We start from the raw sequence: 18,283 nt of genomic DNA on the forward strand, positions 1-18,283 counted from the left end.
GGCCGGACTTCCGGCCCTTTTTTATTGGTCGTTATTATTTTTTGTTCCGTACTATACACTCGGGCTATAAATGATATAGTGGTTATAGTTAACCCCTTTCTTATTATTAAATCGTCTTAAGCGATTATCCCTGTGCGCTAAATCGGATGGTCAGGCATGAAACTACAACAGCTTCGTTATATCGTTGAGGTGGTCAACCACAACCTTAACGTCTCTTCGACCGCAGAAGGTCTCTATACGTCTCAGCCCGGCATCAGTAAGCAGGTGCGTATGCTGGAAGATGAACTGGGTATTCAGATTTTTGCCCGCAGCGGTAAGCATCTGACGCAGGTCACTCCGGCCGGTCAGGAGATTATTCGTATCGCCCGCGAAGTGTTGTCGAAGGTTGATGCAATTAAATCCGTTGCCGGTGAACACACCTGGCCCGATAAAGGCTCGCTTTATATCGCCACCACCCATACGCAGGCACGTTACGCGCTGCCAGGGGTGATTAAGGGCTTTATCGAGCGTTACCCGCGCGTCTCGCTGCATATGCATCAGGGTTCGCCGACGCAAATCGCGGAAGCGGTCTCAAAAGGTAATGCCGACTTTGCGATTGCAACCGAAGCGCTGCACCTCTATGACGATCTGGTGATGTTGCCGTGCTACCACTGGAATCGTTCGATTGTAGTGACGCCGGAACATCCGCTGGCAGGAAAGGGATCGGTCACTATTGAAGAGTTGGCACAGTACCCGCTGGTGACTTACACCTTTGGCTTTACCGGACGTTCTGAGCTCGACACCGCGTTTAATCGTGCAGGGCTGACCCCGCGCATCGTCTTCACCGCCACCGACGCCGACGTTATCAAGACTTATGTGCGTCTGGGATTAGGCGTGGGGGTGATTGCGAGTATGGCCGTAGACCCGGTCTCTGACCCGGATCTGGTACGCCTTGACGCCCATGATGTCTTTAGCCACAGCACCACCAAAATCGGTTTCCGCCGCAGCACCTTCCTGCGCAGCTATATGTATGATTTCATTCAACGCTTCGCGCCACACTTAACCCGTGATGTGGTGGATACCGCGGTAGCGTTACGCTCGAATGAAGATATTGAAGCGATGTTCCAGGACATTAAACTTCCGGAAAAATAATCACACCCGGTATCTTTCCTTCCGGAAAGATACCGAAATAATGTCTTAAAGCTAAATTAGAATTATCATCATCCCCATTCTCTGCCGCATATAACCGCATAAACGTTATAAGTTTAGGGTTAAACTGTCGCAAATTTGCGACAAAAGTAGAAAGTAAATTCCCGCTACGCAAATTCCTCGTTTCAATTATTTATTTCTGGTCAAAAGATTAATTAATTCCCTGGAAACGATCGTAAATTCACTGGCTTTTCGACTAAAGTTTCTTTAGGATTTATCTCAACTCATGATTACTTGTACCGATTGTTTGGTATCGAAATGATAAGCGAAGTCGATTGTATGAGGTTAGCAATGCCGTCAGGAAGTGAAGATCCGCAAAGGGACCCAGCGCTTAAGCGTAAAGCCTGGCTGGCGGTATTTCTTGGCTCCGCCCTGTTCTGGGTGGTGGTAGCGTTACTGGTCTGGAAATATTGGGGATAGCGATGGCAGTTCACATGCGTACTGAACCGGTTAAAAAGATGTGTCAGCCAGGTGACAACGGCCATAAAGCACGTAAAGAGCCTGTAACGACCGTTCCGGCATCCTGGAAGCTCTCCGCACAGCAGCAAGCCTTTATTGATACGTTCGCAGAAGACGAACCCAAAAAACAATAATTGATAATACGGTTAGCCTGCGAATATCAGGTGAGAACCGTGTACTTTTGTACTCTTTAATAAATACACATCAGCAATAAAGAACGGGGAGCACCCCAAGTTACCACAGAAATATAAAGCCTGGTGTCAGATGATGAATACCCTACAAAACATGAAATACTGGTCCTGGATGGGGGCTTTTACCGTATCCGTCCTGTTCTGGGCGCAGCTAATCTGGCTGGCCTTAAACTAAATAGCAAAACCTCGCTCCGGCGAGGTTTTTTGTTTTCGTACCCCCTTCATCGATAATCCCGATTTATCAATTCGGGTTGTTATCAAAACGTTACGACATCTTTGTGTTATCTTTAATTACAGCCCCGATGATTGTCGGGGTATCCCTGTCATTAAGGAGGAGCTTATGTCGTTAACCCTACGCGAAGCCAGTAAGGACACGTTGCAAGCCGAGAATAAGACCTATCACTACTACAGCTTGCCGCTGGCCGCCAGGACACTTGGGGACATCGCGCGCTTACCCAAGTCACTGAAAGTTTTACTGGAAAATCTCTTACGCTGGCAGGATGACGAGTCTGTCACTGCCGATGATATCCACGCACTGGCGGGGTGGTTGAAAAACGCCCACGCCGACCGTGAAATCGCCTATCGTCCGGCGAGGGTGTTGATGCAGGACTTCACCGGCGTACCGGCGGTAGTGGATCTGGCGGCGATGCGCGAAGCCGTTAAACGTCTCGGCGGCGATACCGCCAAAGTGAACCCGCTTTCTCCCGTCGATCTGGTGATTGACCACTCTGTCACCGTAGACCATTTTGGCGATGACGACGCTTTCGAAGAGAACGTGCGTCTGGAGATGGAGCGCAACCACGAACGCTATGTATTTTTGAAATGGGGCCAGCAGGCCTTTAGCCGTTTCAGCGTCGTACCGCCCGGCACCGGGATTTGCCATCAGGTGAACCTGGAGTATCTGGGCAAAGCGGTGTGGAGCGAGCTGCAGGACAAAGAGTGGATCGCTTATCCCGACACGCTGGTCGGGACCGACTCGCACACCACGATGATTAACGGACTCGGGGTTCTGGGGTGGGGCGTCGGCGGGATTGAAGCCGAAGCCGCAATGCTTGGACAGCCCGTCTCGATGCTGATCCCAGATGTGGTGGGCTTTAAGCTGCTGGGCAAGTTGCGCGAGGGTATTACCGCTACAGACCTGGTGCTGACCGTCACCCAGATGCTGCGTAAACATGGCGTGGTCGGCAAGTTTGTTGAATTCTACGGCGACGGTCTGGACTCTCTACCGCTGGCCGATCGTGCGACCATCGCCAACATGGCACCTGAATATGGTGCGACGTGCGGCTTCTTCCCAATCGATGGCGTGACGCTGGAATATATGCGCCTGAGCGGGCGTAGCGACGAGCAAGTGGCGCTGGTCGAGGCCTATGCCAAAGCACAGGGGATGTGGCGCAATACGGGCGATGAGCCGGTCTTCACCAGCACGCTTGAACTGGACATGAATGAAGTCGAGGCGAGCCTCGCCGGGCCAAAACGCCCGCAGGATCGCGTCGCGCTGCAAAACGTGCCGAAAGCCTTTGCCGCCAGTAACGAGCTGGAACTTAATAACGCGCAAAAAGACCGCCACCCGGTCGATTATGTTATGAACGGGCATCAGTATCAGCTGCCTGACGGTGCCGTGGTGATTGCGGCCATTACCTCCTGTACCAACACCTCCAACCCGAGCGTGCTGATGGCGGCGGGTCTGCTGGCGAAAAAAGCAGTAATGATCGGGTTGAAACGTCAGCCGTGGGTTAAAGCGTCGTTAGCGCCGGGGTCGAAAGTTGTTTCGGACTATCTGGCGAAAGCCAAACTGACGCCTTATCTCGACGAGCTGGGCTTTAACCTGGTGGGATATGGATGCACGACCTGCATCGGTAACTCAGGACCACTGCCGGACCCCATCGAGCAGGCGATCAAGCAGGGCGATCTCACGGTGGGTGCCGTACTTTCGGGTAACCGTAACTTTGAAGGCCGTATTCATCCACTGGTGAAAACCAACTGGCTGGCCTCTCCGCCGCTGGTGGTCGCCTACGCCCTGGCGGGCAACATGAACATTAATCTGGCCAGCGATCCTCTCGGCCACGATCGGAAAGGCGATCCTGTGTATCTGAAAGATATCTGGCCATCGGCGCAAGAAATTGCCCGCGCCGTGGAGCAGGTTTCCACCGAGATGTTCCGCAAGGAGTATGCCGAGGTGTTTGAAGGTACGCCGGAGTGGAAAACCATCAAAGTGGAACGGTCTGACACCTACGGCTGGCAGAGTGACTCCACCTATATCCGACTGTCGCCATTCTTCGATGACATGGAAGCCCAGCCGAAACCGCTGGTCGACATCCAGGGCGCGCGCATTCTGGCGATGCTGGGGGACTCCGTCACCACCGACCACATCTCCCCGGCGGGCAGTATTAAACCCGACAGCCCGGCAGGGCGTTACCTGCAGGGACGTGGCGTTGAGCGTCGCGACTTTAACTCCTACGGCTCCCGTCGCGGCAACCACGAAGTGATGATGCGCGGTACGTTCGCCAATATTCGTATCCGAAACGAAATGGTGCCGGGTGTTGAGGGCGGAATGACGCGCCATCTTCCTGGTAGCGAAGTTGTGTCGATCTACGATGCAGCGATGAAATATCAGCAAGAAGGCACGCCGCTGGCGGTCATTGCCGGTAAAGAGTATGGCTCTGGCTCAAGCCGTGACTGGGCAGCGAAAGGGCCGCGTCTGCTGGGCGTGCGGGTGGTGATTTCGGAATCCTTTGAACGTATTCACCGCTCGAATCTGATTGGGATGGGGATCCTGCCGCTGGAGTTCCCGCAGGGCGTGACGCGTAAAACGCTGGGATTAACGGGGGAAGAGCGGATTGATGTTCGCGATCTGCAGAACCTGAAACCGGGGGCGACCGTTCCGGTACAGCTCACACGCGCGGACGGTAAAACCGAAGTGCTCGATTGCCGCTGTCGTATCGACACGGCGACGGAACTGACCTACTACCAGAATGACGGCATTCTGCACTATGTGATTCGTAATATGCTGAACTAACGGCGTTGGCCCGGCGTAAGCCGGGCCATATTTTTACTCGCTAAGAAGGTGACCCATCTTCGCGGCTTTAGTATCGAGGTAATGCGCATTTTTCGGGTTACGGCCCACAATCAGCGGCACACGTTCCACGATATTGATCCCGGCTTCGGTGAGGATCTCCACTTTGCGCGGGTTGTTCGTTAGCAGACGCACTTCGTCCACGCCCAGCAGTTTGAACATATCCGCACACAGGGTGAAATCGCGTTCATCAGCGGCAAAGCCAAGCTGATGGTTGGCTTCGACGGTATCGTAGCCCAGATCCTGTAGCGCATAGGCGCGGATTTTATTCAGCAGACCAATGTTACGACCTTCCTGGCGATGGTAGAGCAGCACGCCACGGCCTTCTTCGGCGATATGAGAAAGCGCCGCTTCGAGCTGGAAACCGCAATCACAGCGCAGGCTGAACAAGGCATCACCCGTCAGACACTCGGAATGGACACGAGCCAGTACCGGTGTTTGCCCTGAAATGTCGCCAAACACCAGTGCGACATGGTCCTGTCCGGTTGCCAGTTCTTCAAAACCCACCATCAGGAAATCGCCCCATGGGGTTGGCAGATTGGCTTCTGCCACGCGTTTAAGCTGCATGTGATTCTCCAGAGTATGCTGACACGTTTCGTGTCAGTCGCCCTTCGGCTTTAGTATCTCGCTATTTTGCCACAAGCCGACGGCGTTCACCTAGCTGAGGGCATACTATACGGACGTTAAACGCACAATCCGACATTTTCACGAATTGCGATAAATTCAGTTATGATTGTTGAGCTTAGCGAAAAAGGAGAGAACATGCTTTCAATTGCCCGCCGCACGGCTGCCGGTGCCGCCATTTTACTCATTATGCCCGTTGCGGTATGGATTTCGGGCTGGGCCTGGCAACCGGGACATAACAGCGCGTGGCTGAAAGCGCTGTACTGGCTGACGGAAACCGTTACCCAGCCGTGGGGGATCATTACCCACGGGATCCTCTGTGCGTGGTTTTTATGGTGCCTGCGTTTTCGGCTGCGTCCGGCGATCATGCTGTTTGTCATTCTGGGTGGGGCAATCGTCGTTGGCCAGGGAATAAAGTCATGGGTCAAAGATCACGTCCAGGAGCCGCGCCCCTTTGTGGTCTGGCTTGAAAAAACGCATCATATTCCGGTAGATACCTTCTACAATTTAAAGCGTAAAGAGCGCGGGCATCTGGTGAAAGATCAGCTGGCTGAAGCGCAGGAAATTCCGAAATTTTTACGCAAACACTGGCAAAAAGAGACCGGTTTCGCGTTCCCATCCGGGCATACCATGTTTGCGGCCAGTTGGGCGCTGTTAGCCGTCGGTTTACTCTGGCCGCGTCGTCGTACCGTGACCATTGCGATTTTACTGGTCTGGGCGACGGGCGTAATGGGCAGCCGTCTGCTGCTGGGGATGCACTGGCCGCGGGATCTGGTGGTGGCAACGCTTATCTCATGGCTGCTGGTGACGTTCGCGACCTGGCTTGCGCAACGGCTCTGTGGACCACTGACGCCACCGCCGGAAGAGAACAAAGAGATCGCGCAAAGAGAGCATGAAGAGGGCTGATGGTTGAAATTCGCCGTTTAGCCCACAAATCATCATGGACCCTATCACTTTTTCCGTTTCGCGCTTGCGGCTAAAATGGTAGTTTATAAGGCTGATTGCGGCGAGTTGAACAGACTTTATTCGCTTAAACCACATAACGGGACGTCATGTGAAATATCTACTCATATTCTTACTGGTGTTAGCGATTTTTGTTATTTCGGTCACGCTGGGTGCGCAAAACGATCAACTGGTGACATTCAACTACCTGCTGGCGCAGGGCGAGTATCGCGTATCGAGCTTGCTTGCTGTTTTATTCGCCGCGGGGTTTATCATCGGCTGGCTGGTTTGTGGCCTGTTCTGGCTGAAAGTTCGTGTTTCTCTGGCGCGCGCCGAACGTAAAATCAAACGTCTTGAAAATCAAATTGCGCCTGTGAGCGACGTGCCGGTAAATACTGGTGTGCCGGTCGTGAAGGAATAAACGAATATGCTGGAGTTGTTGTTTCTGCTTTTGCCTGTAGCCGCAGCCTATGGCTGGTATATGGGCCGCAGAAGTGCGCAACAAAATAAGCAGGACGAGGCAAACCGGCTTTCCCGTGACTATGTGGCGGGGGTTAACTTCCTTCTGAGCAACCAACAGGATAAAGCGGTAGACCTGTTCCTCGACATGTTAAAAGAGGACACCGGTACCGTTGAGGCGCATCTCACCCTCGGAAACCTGTTCCGCTCGCGTGGCGAGGTCGATCGCGCCATTCGCATCCACCAGACATTGATGGAAAGCGCCTCTCTCACCTACGATCAACGTCTGCTGGCAGTCCAACAGCTGGGCCGTGATTACATGGCCGCCGGCCTTTACGATCGCGCTGAAGACATGTTCAGTCAGCTGGTCGATGAAACCGATTTTCGCATCAGCGCTTTACAGCAACTCCTGCAAATTTATCAGGCAACCAGCGACTGGCAAAAAGCCATCGATACCGCAGAACGCCTGGTGAAGCTCGGGAAAGACAACCAACGCGTTGAAATCGCCCATTTCTACTGTGAGCTGGCCTTACAGCAGATGGGTAGCGATGATATGGACAAAGCCATGTCGCTGCTGAAAAAGGGCGCGTCTGCCGATCGTAACAGCGCACGTATCTCCATTATGATGGGGCGGGTGTTCATGGCGAAAGGCGAGTTTGGCAAAGCGGTCGAATGCCTTTTGCGGGTGATTGACCAGGATAAAGAGCTGGTCAGTGAAACTCTGGAAATGCTGCAAACCTGTTATCAGCAGCTTGGGCGTCCGGATGAGTGGGTGAGTTTCTTACGTCGCTGCGTCGAAGAGAACACCGGTGCGACGGCGGAGCTGATGCTGGCGGATGTCGTGGAGCAGCACGAAGGCAACGATACCGCCCAGGTCTATATCACCCGTCAGCTGCAGCGTCACCCGACCATGCGCGTCTTCCACAAGCTGATGGACTACCATCTGAACGATGCGGAAGAAGGGCGCGCGAAAGAGAGCCTGATGGTGCTGCGTGACATGGTTGGCGAACAGGTGCGCAGCAAGCCGCGCTATCGCTGCTCAAAATGCGGATTTACCGCCTACACGCTCTACTGGCATTGCCCTTCTTGCCGCGCCTGGTCAACCATTAAGCCGATACGCGGTCTGGACGGGCAGTAATTTTTTAAAACACTGCATGTTAGTTACAACATACTCTTTACGTTTTATGACCTGTTTAACTCCGTGCGGTCTGCCGTCATGCAGGACGGTAAATCGATTCTGTCAATTTCTGGCGCCGACAGGTAGAATGCTCGCCGTTTATCTATCCCGCGCCGCTGCGGCGCCCATAGACGAAAAGGGCTGGTCATGACGTCTGTTGCATCCTCTTCTTCCCGCGTAGTAACCGAATCTCCTGTTGTTGTTGCACTCGACTATAACAATCGCGACAGCGCACTCGCGTTTGTCGATCGCATCGACCCACGCGACTGCCGTCTGAAAGTCGGCAAAGAGATGTTCACCCTGTTTGGACCGCAAATCGTGCGTGATCTGCAACAGCGTGGCTTCGAGGTATTTCTCGACCTGAAATTCCATGACATCCCAAACACCACTGCCCACGCGGTAGCAGCTGCGGCTGAACTGGGCGTCTGGATGGTGAACGTGCATGCATCAGGCGGGGCGCGAATGATGACCGCCGCTCGCGAAGCGCTGGTGCCGTTTGGCAAAGACGCACCGCTGCTGATTGCCGTTACCGTACTCACCAGTATGGAAGCGAGTGATTTACGGGATCTTGGCGTGACGTTGTCACCGGCTGAGCACGCTGAACGCCTGGCGCGCCTGGCGCAAAATTGCGGGCTGGATGGCGTGGTCTGTTCCGCTCAGGAAGCCGTGCGTTTCAAGTCTGAGCTGGGGCAGGCATTCAAACTGGTTACTCCGGGCATTCGTCCTCAGGGCAGTGATGCGGGCGATCAGCGTCGTATCATGACGCCAGAGCAGGCGCTGGCGGCAGGCGTTGACTATATGGTGATTGGTCGTCCGGTCACGCAATCTGCCGATCCGGCGCTAACCTTAAAAGCAATTAATGCATCTCTGGGTAAGGGGGCGTAATGAGCGATTCTAACAGCCGTCTGGTCTATTCGACGGACAGTGGCCGTATCGATGAGCCAAAAGTGGCCGTGCAGCGTCCGAAGGGCGATGGCATTGTGCGTATCCAGCGTCAGACCAGTGGTCGCAAGGGCAAAGGTGTCTGCCTGATCACCGGCATTGACGAGGATGACGCAGCGCTGGCAAAACTGGCCGCAGAGCTGAAAAAGCGATGCGGATGCGGTGGCGCGGTCAAAGACGGCGTAATCGAAATTCAGGGCGACAACCGCGAGTTAATTAAAACCCTGCTCGAAGCCAAAGGGATGAAAGTCAAACTGGCAGGCGGCTAAAATAATAAGCCACGGTATTTACCGTGGCTTTTTTCTTGGTGCGTAAGTCAGAAAATTGCGTTCTGAATTAATCAAATCAAACAGTGGCTATTTAATATATCTTATTTACCGACCTGATGGCCGATAACACCACCTACGGCGGCACCACCTAATGTACCCAGCGTGCTACCATCGGTTAAGACTGCACCACCGAGAGCACCGGCACCTGCCCCGATCGCGGTGTTACGGTCACGTTTAGACCAGTTAGAACATGCGCTCAGAGACATTGCGAGGGTTACTGCCAAAACAGCTGCGGCTAATTTTTTGCTGGTTAAATTCATCATACTTTCTCCTGAATTATTGATTCACGGAAATAAGCTATCTGTAAGTATAGTCAAAAGAATACTTCAGCGTCATATTCCGTGAAACCTGGTCGCGCAGGTGTTACACAATCACGCAGGTGATAGTCACTTCCTGTTATATCGCTAATAGTAATTTTAAGTTTTTGGTATCGAAACGACAGGTAAATAATCTTAAAGGGATGTTCAGAATTATCTCAGATGCCAGAATAGGCTATGCGCCCGCAAAGACGGGCGCAGGAGAGGGTCAGCCAGAGTGTTTGACGATATCGACGGTCAAGCCGTCGCGCTGCAGTTGCTCGCGGTGCGCATTGCTCAGACGTTCATCGGTAATGACACGGCTAAAGCGGGAGATCGGCCCCATCATATAGGGATGCACCGCGCCAAATTTCGAGCTGTCTGTCAGCACAATGGCTTCACAGCCTTTTTCCAGAACCGCGTTTACCACATCGGAACGCATCATATCGCGGCCGGTAAAGCCGGTTTCCGGCTGCCAGCCGTCAATCCCGATAAAGGCCTTGCTGAAGTGAACCTGCTGAACATACTGACGCGTCAGCGGCCCGACCATGCTTTCGCTTTTTTTCTGGTAGATACCGCCCAGCAGAATCACCTCGCATCGCGTCTCTTTCAGCAGATGGGCGATATAGCTGCTCACGGTAATGATCGTGATGTCTTTCTGCTCCGCGAGCGTGCGGGCCAGCAGGGCGTTGCTGCTGCCGTTCTCGATAAACACGGTTTCACCGTTGTTGACCAGCGAGGCGGCAAACTCCGCCAGTTCACGTTTTAACGCGAAATTGGTCATCATGCGCGTTTCAACGTCTTCACTGTCCAGCGGTACGGCGTAACCGTGAGCACGACGCAGATAACTCTGTTTTTCAAGCAGATTCAGATCCTGACGAATAGTGACCTCTGAAACGCCGGTCGTTTTGGCCAGCTCGACGACACTCACGCGTCCTTTGTCGATCACCATCTGCAGAATGATTTGTTGTCGGGAATTCATAGCATCCATATAAACGCGGCGAACGCCGCGGGTTGAAAGTACGACAAAACGAAAAGGGGTAAAGGTTACACTTCCCAGGGGGCTTTAGACGGGTCGGGATCGGGCGAATGGCCCGTACCGTTCTGCGCCAGTAATTCAGATTTCAGGATCTCAAGATTACGGATCGCGGAGTGGTAATCGCCAGCGACCAGAATATCCAGCACCGTATCAATACGTTGTGCCACTCTCTGCGCGTCAACTTCAGACATCATCTCACCCTCAGAACGAAAAGTTAATAATTTCAATGATGCAGAAATTGCTTCCAAAAGAGAAGGGAAAAAATGCACTAACCAAATTACATAAATGAAAGTGATAAATTTATCCCTCCGCATACAGACGAGTTGGGTGGTGGATTAGTCTAAAACTGCGCGCAAGGCGCTTTTTTTATATGAGGAATTAGACTATGACAGTCATCAACCAAGCAACCTGCAAACTGTTCACCGATCCTGAACGTTTTACCCAACTCGCAGGCTATTACGAGGAGGAACGGCGCACTGTGTGGATGCTGCTACGCGCCCAGCCGCGTCCTTGCTTTAATCACGCATTAATTGAGGAGATCATGAATATGTCGTGGCTAGTGCGGCAATCCGGTTTTGCCGTCGACTTCTGGGTTACCGGCTCACTGGTTCCGGATATGTACAACACGGGAGGGGATTTACGCTTCTTTGTGAAGTGCATTCAAAACGGACGCCGCGAAGCGTTGCGCGCCTACGCTCGCGCCTGCGTCGATTGCGTTCACGCGGCGTCGCGCGGGTTTGATACAGGCGCTATCACGCTGGCGATGGTGGAGGGCAGCGCCCTTGGTGGGGGCTTTGAGGCCGCGCTGGCACACCATTTTGTGCTGGCGCAGCGCGATGCGCGTCTGGGCTTTCCGGAAATTGCTTTTAACCTGTTCCCCGGCATGGGCGGATATTCGCTGGTCGCTCGCCGCGCAGGTATGAAGCTGGCCGAGGAGTTGATCTACCGAGGTGAGTCGCACACGGCGGAGTGGCACGAGCAATTTGGTCTGGTGGATGTGTTGTTTGAGCCGGGGCAGGGATACGTATCGACACGCACGTTCATCGATACCTTACAGCCGAAGCTGAACGGCGTTCGGGCAATGCTTCGCGCCCGTCAGCGTGTGCTGCGGCTACCACGCAGTGAATTAATGGATATCACAGAGGACTGGGTGGATGCGGCGTTCTGCCTGGAGTCGAAAGACATTGCTTATATGGAACGTCTGGTGATGCTGCAAAACCGTCATAATGCGGCGGGCATGCGCAAAGCCAGTTAACGCATTTTCTTCGCCTGATAACGCTTGAGCCAGCGCTCGAATGCGGCAGCGGGCATCGGCTTAGCAAACAGAAAACCCTGCCGTTCGTTGACGCCGTTCTTGGTCAGAAAGGCGTCTTCTTTCGCGCTCTCCACACCTTCCGCGATGACCTGCAAATTCAGCGCCTGAGCCACGGCCACAATAGCGCGCACCAGCGACTGTGAAATCGACTGCTTATGGATATCGCGCACAAACACCTGGTCGAGCTTAATGGCGTCAATCGGGAAGCGGGCCAGCTGTGACAGGGAGGAATACCCGGTGCCGAAGTCATCGAGGTGAATTTGTGCCCCCAACTGACTGAACTGTTGGATCACCGACAGGGCCAGCTCCTCGTTTTCAATCAGGCAGCTTTCCGTCAGTTCCACATCAATCGGGCAGTATTCGAAATGAAGATCTTTCAGCGCCTGCTTGAGATCGCTGAATATCGTCTGGTCGGCGAGCTGTCGCGCAGAGACGTTCACCGCCACCCGCAGGTTGATACCTTTATCACGCCATTTCGCGACCTGACGCACCACGTCGAGCATGACCCAGCGCCCGAGGGGGACAATCAGCCCCGACTCTTCGGCGTAGGAGATAAACTCCAGCGGCGGGATCAGCCCGCGCTCTGGCGACTGCCAGCGCACCAGCGCCTCAAGGCTGCGCACTTCGCCGCGCCAGGTTATTTTCGGCTGGTAGTGAATCAGCAGCTGATCGTTATCCAGCGCTTTGCGCAGGTTCGTATCCAGCCACAGGTATTCGAATACCCGCTGGTTCATTTCTGGCGAGAAGACGCAGAACTTGCCGCGTCCGCTCTCTTTGGCCGTGTACATCGCCGTATCGGCGTTGCGAATAATGCTTTCGCGATCGGTGCCGTGCTGCGGCGCCAGGGAGATCCCCAGCGAACAGCCGGTGTAGATTTCGATAAGACCGATGCGGAAGGGCTGGCGCAGACGCGTCAGGATGCGCGAAGCCATCGCCTCAAGGGTGCTTTGTGAGGTGTTGGTCGCCAGCACGATAAACTCATCGCCGCCGAGACGCGCCAGCACCTGGCCCTCTTCCAGGCAGCTTAAAATCGCAAGGGCGACCGCCTGCAGCAGCTGATCGCCAAACATATGCCCGTAGGCATCGTTCACTTTTTTAAAGTTATCGAGATCGAGATACACCACGCCGACCTGAGCCTCGCCGCGCGTATCGATCGCGTCGCTGATCAGCTCATGAATGGCGTTGCGGTTGGGGAGGCCGGTAATGGTGTCGGTATTGGCCAGCACGCGCAGACGCTCCTGCGCGCGGCGTTCTTCAGTAATATCCGTGCCGGAACAGATAAGAAAAATTTCATTTTTCCCGCTGCCGCTGTGGACGAATTTGTTTCTGAACAGAAACAATCGTTGGCCTTTTCGGGTCTTGATCCAGCGCTCGACTTCGTAAGAACTGCCGTTACGGAAAAAACCGGAAATATTTCGTTTAGATGCTGCCGCTTCGCTGCGGCTCATGAACAGCTTAAAGACGTTTTGCCCGATCACTTCCTGCTCTTTCATGCCGGTATATTCTTCGCTCAGACGATTAAAGCGCTGAATATTGCCCTGCTGATCGAGGATCACAATTACCGAGTTAGCTTCAGAAACCACCTGTTCGGCAAAGGATAACCCCTGTACCAGGTCGCGAGCGACGGAAGGGGTGTCGTTCCAGGCAGAGGCCGTACCTGCCCACTCTTTTTTGTTGATTTTGCGCCCCACCAGATGGACGGGAACATCGGAGCCGTACAGGGAAAGGGTCAGGGTGATGCTGGAGGTAATAACGGTGAGCTGGCGAATCAGTTCTGCTTGATCGTCGCTTAAGGCGATGACCTGGGTCGTGTCCGAGTTTTCACTGGCGGCGAGATGGAGAGCATTACTGTCCGCTGTAAGACGCCACCAGGGGCTGTGTGTGCCCATGTAACGAAACAGCAAATTATGCTCCAGATCGTCAATCATGTTTTCTCCCGGACCTGCTCAATGGCGCAAAATTATGCATTTGCATTCGACTTTTCCGTAGTGACACAGCGGCATAACCGAGCTGAACTTATTGTTTTTCCCTACATTCTTATATTAAAACGAGAAGTGATAAAAAGGATACACGTGGATAAAAATTCCCGTAACCAAAGATGACGGTCTTCTTTTACTGTAGATAATTGTGATTGTTTTTGTGGGCTTCGAGAGGAATATATTAAGAAAAAGTGATGAATACACGATTTAGCAAGGGAAGAAAAATGTCGGCGTTCCCAAAAAGAAACCGCCGACATATTTAAGGCTTATCAGGCAACAGGGCGCGCGATAATACTGCGGGTTTCCATGCGCACTTCAGCAATATTGACATCAATCACATCGGTGACTTTGTAAACTGTCTCACCTTTGATCTGCACCGCGCCATTTTCCTGGCTGCAGGTCAGTTCATCGCGAACCGCATGCAGGAACGGGGCAGGGATAAAGGCAACGGCGCCATTGTCCACCAGACGCACGCGCATACCGCCGCGGCTAACGTCAATGATCTCTGCCGCAAAACGGGTCTCCGTTCCGGCTTTATCATTCAGGAAGCGTGCGTACAGCCAGTCACCGACATCGCGTTCAGCCATGCGGTTCAGGCGGCGTCGCTCTGCCATCTGGATGGTTGTCTCTTCCTGTGGACGGGCGATGGTTTCACCCTTGATGATCGCTTTCAGCAGACGGTGGTTCACCATGTCGCCGTATTTACGAATCGGTGAGGTCCAGGTCGCGTAAGCCTCGAGACCGAGGCCAAAGTGCGGGCCAGGCTCGGTGCTGATTTCGGCGAAGGACTGGAAGCGACGGATGCGGCTGTCAAGGAAACCAGACGGCTGCGCGTCCAGTTCACGGCGCAGTTTGCAGAAGCCATTCAGCGTCAGCACTTCCTGCGGATCGACGTGTACGTCATGCGTTTTCAGCAGGGCAGCCAGCGCTTCGGTGTTCGCCGGATCAAAACCGGTATGAACGTTGTAAATGCCAAAGCCTAATTTGTCGCGCAGCACACGGGCGGCACAAATGTTGGCGGCAATCATCGACTCTTCAACGATGCGGTTAGCGATACGACGCGGTTCAGCAACGATATCCAGCACTTCGCCTTTTTCGCCCAGTACAAAGCGGTAATCCGGACGATCTTTAAACACCAGCGCATGGGTTTTACGCCATTCGCCACGGCTCAGGCAGAGGCGCTGCAGCAGGGTAATTTGCTGAGCAATCGCTTCGCTTTCCGGCTTCCAGCTGCCGGTGTTCTCCAGCCAGTCGGAGACATCGTCATACGCCAGCTTCGCTTTGGATTCGATGGTCGCGGCGAAGAATTCGATATCGTCTTCAATCGTGCCGTCTGCGGCAACGGTCATGCGACAGGCGAGTACCGGACGGACTTCATTCGGACGTAGAGAGCAGAGATCGTCGGAGAGTTCACGCGGCAGCATCGGGATATTGAAGCCCGGCAGATAGTTCGTGAACGCGCGAATTTTCGCTGAGTCGTCCAGCTTGCTGCCTTCAGCAATCCAGGCGGTCGGATCGGCAATCGCGACGGTCAGGTGCAGTTTGTCGTCACTGCCTTCTTCGATATACAGCGCATCATCCATATCCTGGGTGCTGGCGCTGTCGATAGTGACAAAGTTCAGGGCGGTCAGATCGCGACGCGCCAGGCCTTCATCCATCATCTCGGTCGCAACGCCGTTTGGCGCCTCTTTTTCCAGATTATGACGGGCAAGCGTTACCCACCACGGCACGAAATGATCGTCGCTGTAGGTAATAAAATGAGTCAGTTCTGCGTAGAAACCGCGATCGCCTTTCAGCGGATGGCGACGCATCTGGGCAACGGCCCAGTCACCTTCTTTAAAATCGTGTTCAACGCCGCGTTCTGCGCGGCAAGGGATAGCATCTTTGAGCAGCGGATGGTCCGGCACAATAGACAGACGATCGTCTTTGCGATGCACTTTACCGACAAAACGGGTCAGGAAAGGTTCGATCAATTCTTCTGGCTCGGCGGATTCACGATCTTTTTCGGTGTGAATCACTGCCGTCACACGATCGCCGTGCATCACTTTTTTCATCTGCGGAGGCGGGATGAAATAGCTTTTCTGTGCATCGACTTCCAGGAAGCCAAAGCCCTTTTCCGTGGCTTTTACCACCCCTTCAGCGCGTGGCGTCTGGGAATGCAGTTGCTGTTTAAGCTGCGCTAGCAGCGGGTTGTCCTGAAGCATAGTGTTCTATTTTCGTGGCCATTGAGCGGCTGACAGTTTTACGCGAATCTCACTGCTACAGCAAGCGCATTTAGGGATTGTGCAGGGTTATTGGCCCTTGCTTAAGGCGATTTTCAGACGGTTGATCCAGCCCAAAAAAGCACTCCAGGTCAGTAAATGGATGGCGTCGGCGGCGGGAATACCCTCTTCAATAAGAGGGGAAAATTGCGCGGCGCTAAAGCGATCGGGAGAGCGGCTCAACAGTTCGGTCGCGGCAAGCACAGACGCCAGCGCGCCATAGCGCGAATTTGCCGTGTGCATATCGCTTTGCAGAAATTCCCCTACGCTTTCGAGCAGCGCCGGTTCGTGGCACAGAACTGGCGTTAATTCACGTAACAGCGGCTCTGCCTGCCAGCGGGAGAGCGATTCCAGCTGCTGAGCGGTGGCGTAGCGTAACTCCACGCCCGGGAAAATCGGCTCCCACGCATTCATATCCACATCAGGAATCAGCGCATGCGGCGGAATATGGTGCCCAGGCAGCCAGCGCACAGGGTGCCCCAGCAGTGCCTGAAATGCCGCTACCACGCGGGCCTGAAAACCGATAAAGCCAATAATCTGGTTGATGACAATAACGTCGTAGGTCGTCAGGCCGACCTCATCAAGCTGCAGCTGCGCTTTGCCATCGATAATATCCGGCGAACTGGCCAGCTGGCGGGCGTACTGGGTGATTTGGGCGAGGCGTTGATTACTTTCACGCGAGGAGTCAGGGCCGGGAAGTGGGGCGAGCAGGGCGGCATAGTGGTTACACAGTCGCTGAACACCACAGGCCTGCGCCACGGTCAACGCGGTGCTCAGGCGGTCATAGGCGCTGAGCGTGTGCAGGCGATTCACCGCGATATGCAACGGGAACAGTAAATCGCACAGCGCACGCGCCGGTTTCAGCCAGCTTTCGCACGGGGTCACAATCTCTGTGGGCAAGGCTAAATCGAGCAGAAAACGATCGTCGACATGAGCGGCCTCGGGAACCAACGGCAAAACATCATCCCGACAGTGATTTGTCTGGGTCTCGTGATACCAGTGGCCTTTGCCGGTAAAGCGGCGTTGTTCCATGTGCGTTCCTTGATCTCAAATGGCGATCAATATCCTGGCGCATGGCTTTCAGTGCGAAAAATATTGTTAGGTGATAACAAATAGCGGAACGGAATAACGACGGGAAAAAGGGCGGTTCTGGCGGGAGAAAAACTCTCTTCCCGTGCGGGAAGAGAGTGAAACACTTATTTGATTTCCAGCTCGTTCATTGCCGCGATGTTGAAACCGCCGTCAACGTGAACCACTTCGCCGGAAATACCCGCAGAGAGGTCAGAGCACAGGAAGGCTGCGGAGTTACCCACGTCTTCGATGGTGACGGTACGACGAATCGGCGTAACCGCTTCGCAATGCGCCAGCATTTTACGGAAATCTTTGATACCGGATGCCGCCAGCGTACGGATTGGGCCAGCAGAGATACCGTTAACACGCACGCCTTCAGGACCCATCGCGTTCGCCATGTAGCGCACGTTAGCTTCCAGAGAGGCTTTCGCCAGGCCCATCACGTTGTAGTTAGGGATAGCGCGCTCAGCACCCAGGTAGGACAGGGTCAGCAGAGCGGAGCCTGGGTTCAGCATGGTGCGGCAGGATTTAGCCATCGCCACAAAGCTGTAAGAGCTGATGTCGTGCGCGATTTTGAAGCCTTCACGGGTTACCGCATTCACGTAGTCGCCGTCCAGCTGATCGCCCGGTGCAAAACCGATTGAGTGAACGAAGCCGTCGAATTTCGGCCAGACTTTTGAAAGCTCAGCAAACATGCCATCGATGCTTTCGTCTTGTGCAACGTCGCATTCCAGAATGATGCTGGAACCCAGCTGCGCGGCGAACTCTTCAACGCGGCCTTTCAGCTTGTCGTTCTGGTAGGTGAACGCCAGCTCAGCGCCTTCGCGGTGCATAGCCTGTGCAATGCCGTAGGCGATGGACAGTTTGCTGGCAACGCCAGTCACCAGAATGCGCTTACCGGAAAGAAAACCCATAGCTTAGATCCTTATATTCATTGT

The 18,283-nt window shown here is 54.0% G+C and carries 19 protein-coding genes; 11 read left to right on the forward strand and 8 right to left on the reverse strand.

Going from position 1 to position 18,283, the window contains the following annotated elements; genetic code table 11:
• Nucleotides 1–156 precede the first annotated feature (156 nt).
• The 5 genes from cysB (at nucleotide 157) to acnA (ending at nucleotide 4,854) form a co-directional block, all read left to right on the forward strand.
• Nucleotides 157–1,131, forward strand: a complete 975-nt coding sequence (gene cysB / locus OVA10_RS12675; protein WP_095282217.1) for an HTH-type transcriptional regulator CysB — start codon at nucleotides 157–159, stop codon at nucleotides 1,129–1,131.
• 336 nt (nucleotides 1,132–1,467) lie between these two features.
• Nucleotides 1,468–1,608, forward strand: coding sequence for a YmiA family putative membrane protein (locus tag OVA10_RS12680; protein ID WP_213015984.1), 141 nt, complete (start codon nucleotides 1,468–1,470; stop codon nucleotides 1,606–1,608).
• A gap of 14 nt (nucleotides 1,609–1,622) precedes the next feature.
• Nucleotides 1,623–1,781: a hypothetical protein gene (locus tag OVA10_RS12685; protein WP_184957378.1), complete on the forward strand. Its 159-nt coding sequence runs from the start codon at nucleotides 1,623–1,625 to the stop codon at nucleotides 1,779–1,781.
• Between the two features lie 133 nt (nucleotides 1,782–1,914).
• Nucleotides 1,915–2,013, forward strand: coding sequence for a small membrane protein YmiC (ymiC, locus tag OVA10_RS12690; protein ID WP_331251887.1), 99 nt, complete (start codon nucleotides 1,915–1,917; stop codon nucleotides 2,011–2,013).
• A gap of 165 nt (nucleotides 2,014–2,178) precedes the next feature.
• On the forward strand, nucleotides 2,179–4,854 hold the full coding sequence (gene acnA / locus OVA10_RS12695; RefSeq protein ID WP_268196073.1) for an aconitate hydratase AcnA: 2,676 nt from the start codon (nucleotides 2,179–2,181) through the stop codon (nucleotides 4,852–4,854).
• Nucleotides 4,855–4,887: 33 nt separating this feature from the next.
• Here the strand turns inward: acnA and ribA are convergent, their stop codons facing one another.
• Nucleotides 4,888–5,478, reverse strand: coding sequence for a GTP cyclohydrolase II (gene ribA, locus OVA10_RS12700; RefSeq protein WP_268196074.1), 591 nt, complete (start codon nucleotides 5,476–5,478; stop codon nucleotides 4,888–4,890).
• A gap of 195 nt (nucleotides 5,479–5,673) precedes the next feature.
• Between ribA and pgpB the strand changes: the two genes are divergently transcribed.
• From pgpB to yciH, 5 genes are all read left to right on the forward strand, one after another.
• On the forward strand, nucleotides 5,674–6,441 hold the full coding sequence (gene pgpB / locus OVA10_RS12705; protein WP_248858575.1) for a phosphatidylglycerophosphatase B: 768 nt from the start codon (nucleotides 5,674–5,676) through the stop codon (nucleotides 6,439–6,441).
• Nucleotides 6,442–6,589: 148 nt separating this feature from the next.
• A complete protein-coding gene (locus tag OVA10_RS12710) occupies nucleotides 6,590–6,898 on the forward strand; it encodes a LapA family protein (protein ID WP_100779974.1) in 309 nt (102 codons plus the stop codon).
• A 6-nt stretch (nucleotides 6,899–6,904) separates the two neighbouring features.
• On the forward strand, nucleotides 6,905–8,074 hold the full coding sequence (lapB, locus tag OVA10_RS12715; RefSeq protein WP_100779975.1) for a lipopolysaccharide assembly protein LapB: 1,170 nt from the start codon (nucleotides 6,905–6,907) through the stop codon (nucleotides 8,072–8,074).
• Nucleotides 8,075–8,260: 186 nt separating this feature from the next.
• Nucleotides 8,261–8,998, forward strand: coding sequence for an orotidine-5'-phosphate decarboxylase (gene pyrF / locus OVA10_RS12720; protein WP_268196075.1), 738 nt, complete (start codon nucleotides 8,261–8,263; stop codon nucleotides 8,996–8,998).
• Nucleotides 8,998–9,324: a stress response translation initiation inhibitor YciH gene (gene yciH / locus OVA10_RS12725; protein WP_123427728.1), complete on the forward strand. Its 327-nt coding sequence runs from the start codon at nucleotides 8,998–9,000 to the stop codon at nucleotides 9,322–9,324. Before pyrF ends, yciH begins: the two co-directional genes overlap by 1 nt.
• 101 nt (nucleotides 9,325–9,425) lie before the next feature.
• Here yciH and osmB read toward each other — a convergent pair whose 3' ends face one another.
• The 3 genes from osmB to OVA10_RS12740 form a co-directional block, all read right to left on the reverse strand.
• Nucleotides 9,426–9,644, reverse strand: a complete 219-nt coding sequence (osmB, locus tag OVA10_RS12730) for an osmotically-inducible lipoprotein OsmB (protein WP_100780870.1) — start codon at nucleotides 9,642–9,644, stop codon at nucleotides 9,426–9,428.
• 265 nt (nucleotides 9,645–9,909) lie between these two features.
• Complete coding sequence (yciT, locus tag OVA10_RS12735) at nucleotides 9,910–10,662, reverse strand: DNA-binding transcriptional regulator YciT (protein ID WP_181826424.1); 753 nt, start codon at nucleotides 10,660–10,662, stop codon at nucleotides 9,910–9,912.
• Between the two features lie 65 nt (nucleotides 10,663–10,727).
• Nucleotides 10,728–10,910 (reverse strand): YciZ family protein, encoded by a 183-nt coding sequence (locus tag OVA10_RS12740; RefSeq protein ID WP_268196076.1) that lies wholly within the window; start codon nucleotides 10,908–10,910, stop codon nucleotides 10,728–10,730.
• A gap of 194 nt (nucleotides 10,911–11,104) precedes the next feature.
• Between OVA10_RS12740 and OVA10_RS12745 the strand changes: the two genes are divergently transcribed.
• A complete protein-coding gene (locus OVA10_RS12745; protein WP_268196077.1) occupies nucleotides 11,105–11,974 on the forward strand; it encodes a crotonase/enoyl-CoA hydratase family protein in 870 nt (289 codons plus the stop codon).
• Here OVA10_RS12745 and pdeR read toward each other — a convergent pair.
• From pdeR to fabI, 4 genes are all read right to left on the reverse strand, one after another.
• Nucleotides 11,971–13,962 carry a cyclic di-GMP phosphodiesterase gene (gene pdeR / locus OVA10_RS12750; RefSeq protein WP_123427732.1) on the reverse strand — a complete coding sequence of 664 codons (1,992 nt, stop codon included), beginning with the start codon at nucleotides 13,960–13,962 and terminating at the stop codon, nucleotides 11,971–11,973. The genes OVA10_RS12745 and pdeR overlap by 4 nt on opposite strands.
• A 320-nt stretch (nucleotides 13,963–14,282) precedes the next feature.
• A complete protein-coding gene (locus OVA10_RS12755) occupies nucleotides 14,283–16,217 on the reverse strand; it encodes an exoribonuclease II (protein ID WP_231275731.1) in 1,935 nt (644 codons plus the stop codon).
• 87 nt (nucleotides 16,218–16,304) lie between these two features.
• Nucleotides 16,305–17,306 carry a CMD domain-containing protein gene (locus OVA10_RS12760; protein ID WP_268196078.1) on the reverse strand — a complete coding sequence of 334 codons (1,002 nt, stop codon included), beginning with the start codon at nucleotides 17,304–17,306 and terminating at the stop codon, nucleotides 16,305–16,307.
• 164 nt (nucleotides 17,307–17,470) lie between these two features.
• On the reverse strand, nucleotides 17,471–18,259 hold the full coding sequence (gene fabI, locus OVA10_RS12765; protein WP_100779984.1) for an enoyl-ACP reductase FabI: 789 nt from the start codon (nucleotides 18,257–18,259) through the stop codon (nucleotides 17,471–17,473).
• Between the last annotated feature and the right edge of the window lie 24 nt (nucleotides 18,260–18,283).

The organism is Lelliottia sp. SL45 (genome assembly GCF_026672535.1).
Lineage (GTDB): Bacteria > Pseudomonadota > Gammaproteobacteria > Enterobacterales > Enterobacteriaceae > Enterobacter > Enterobacter nimipressuralis.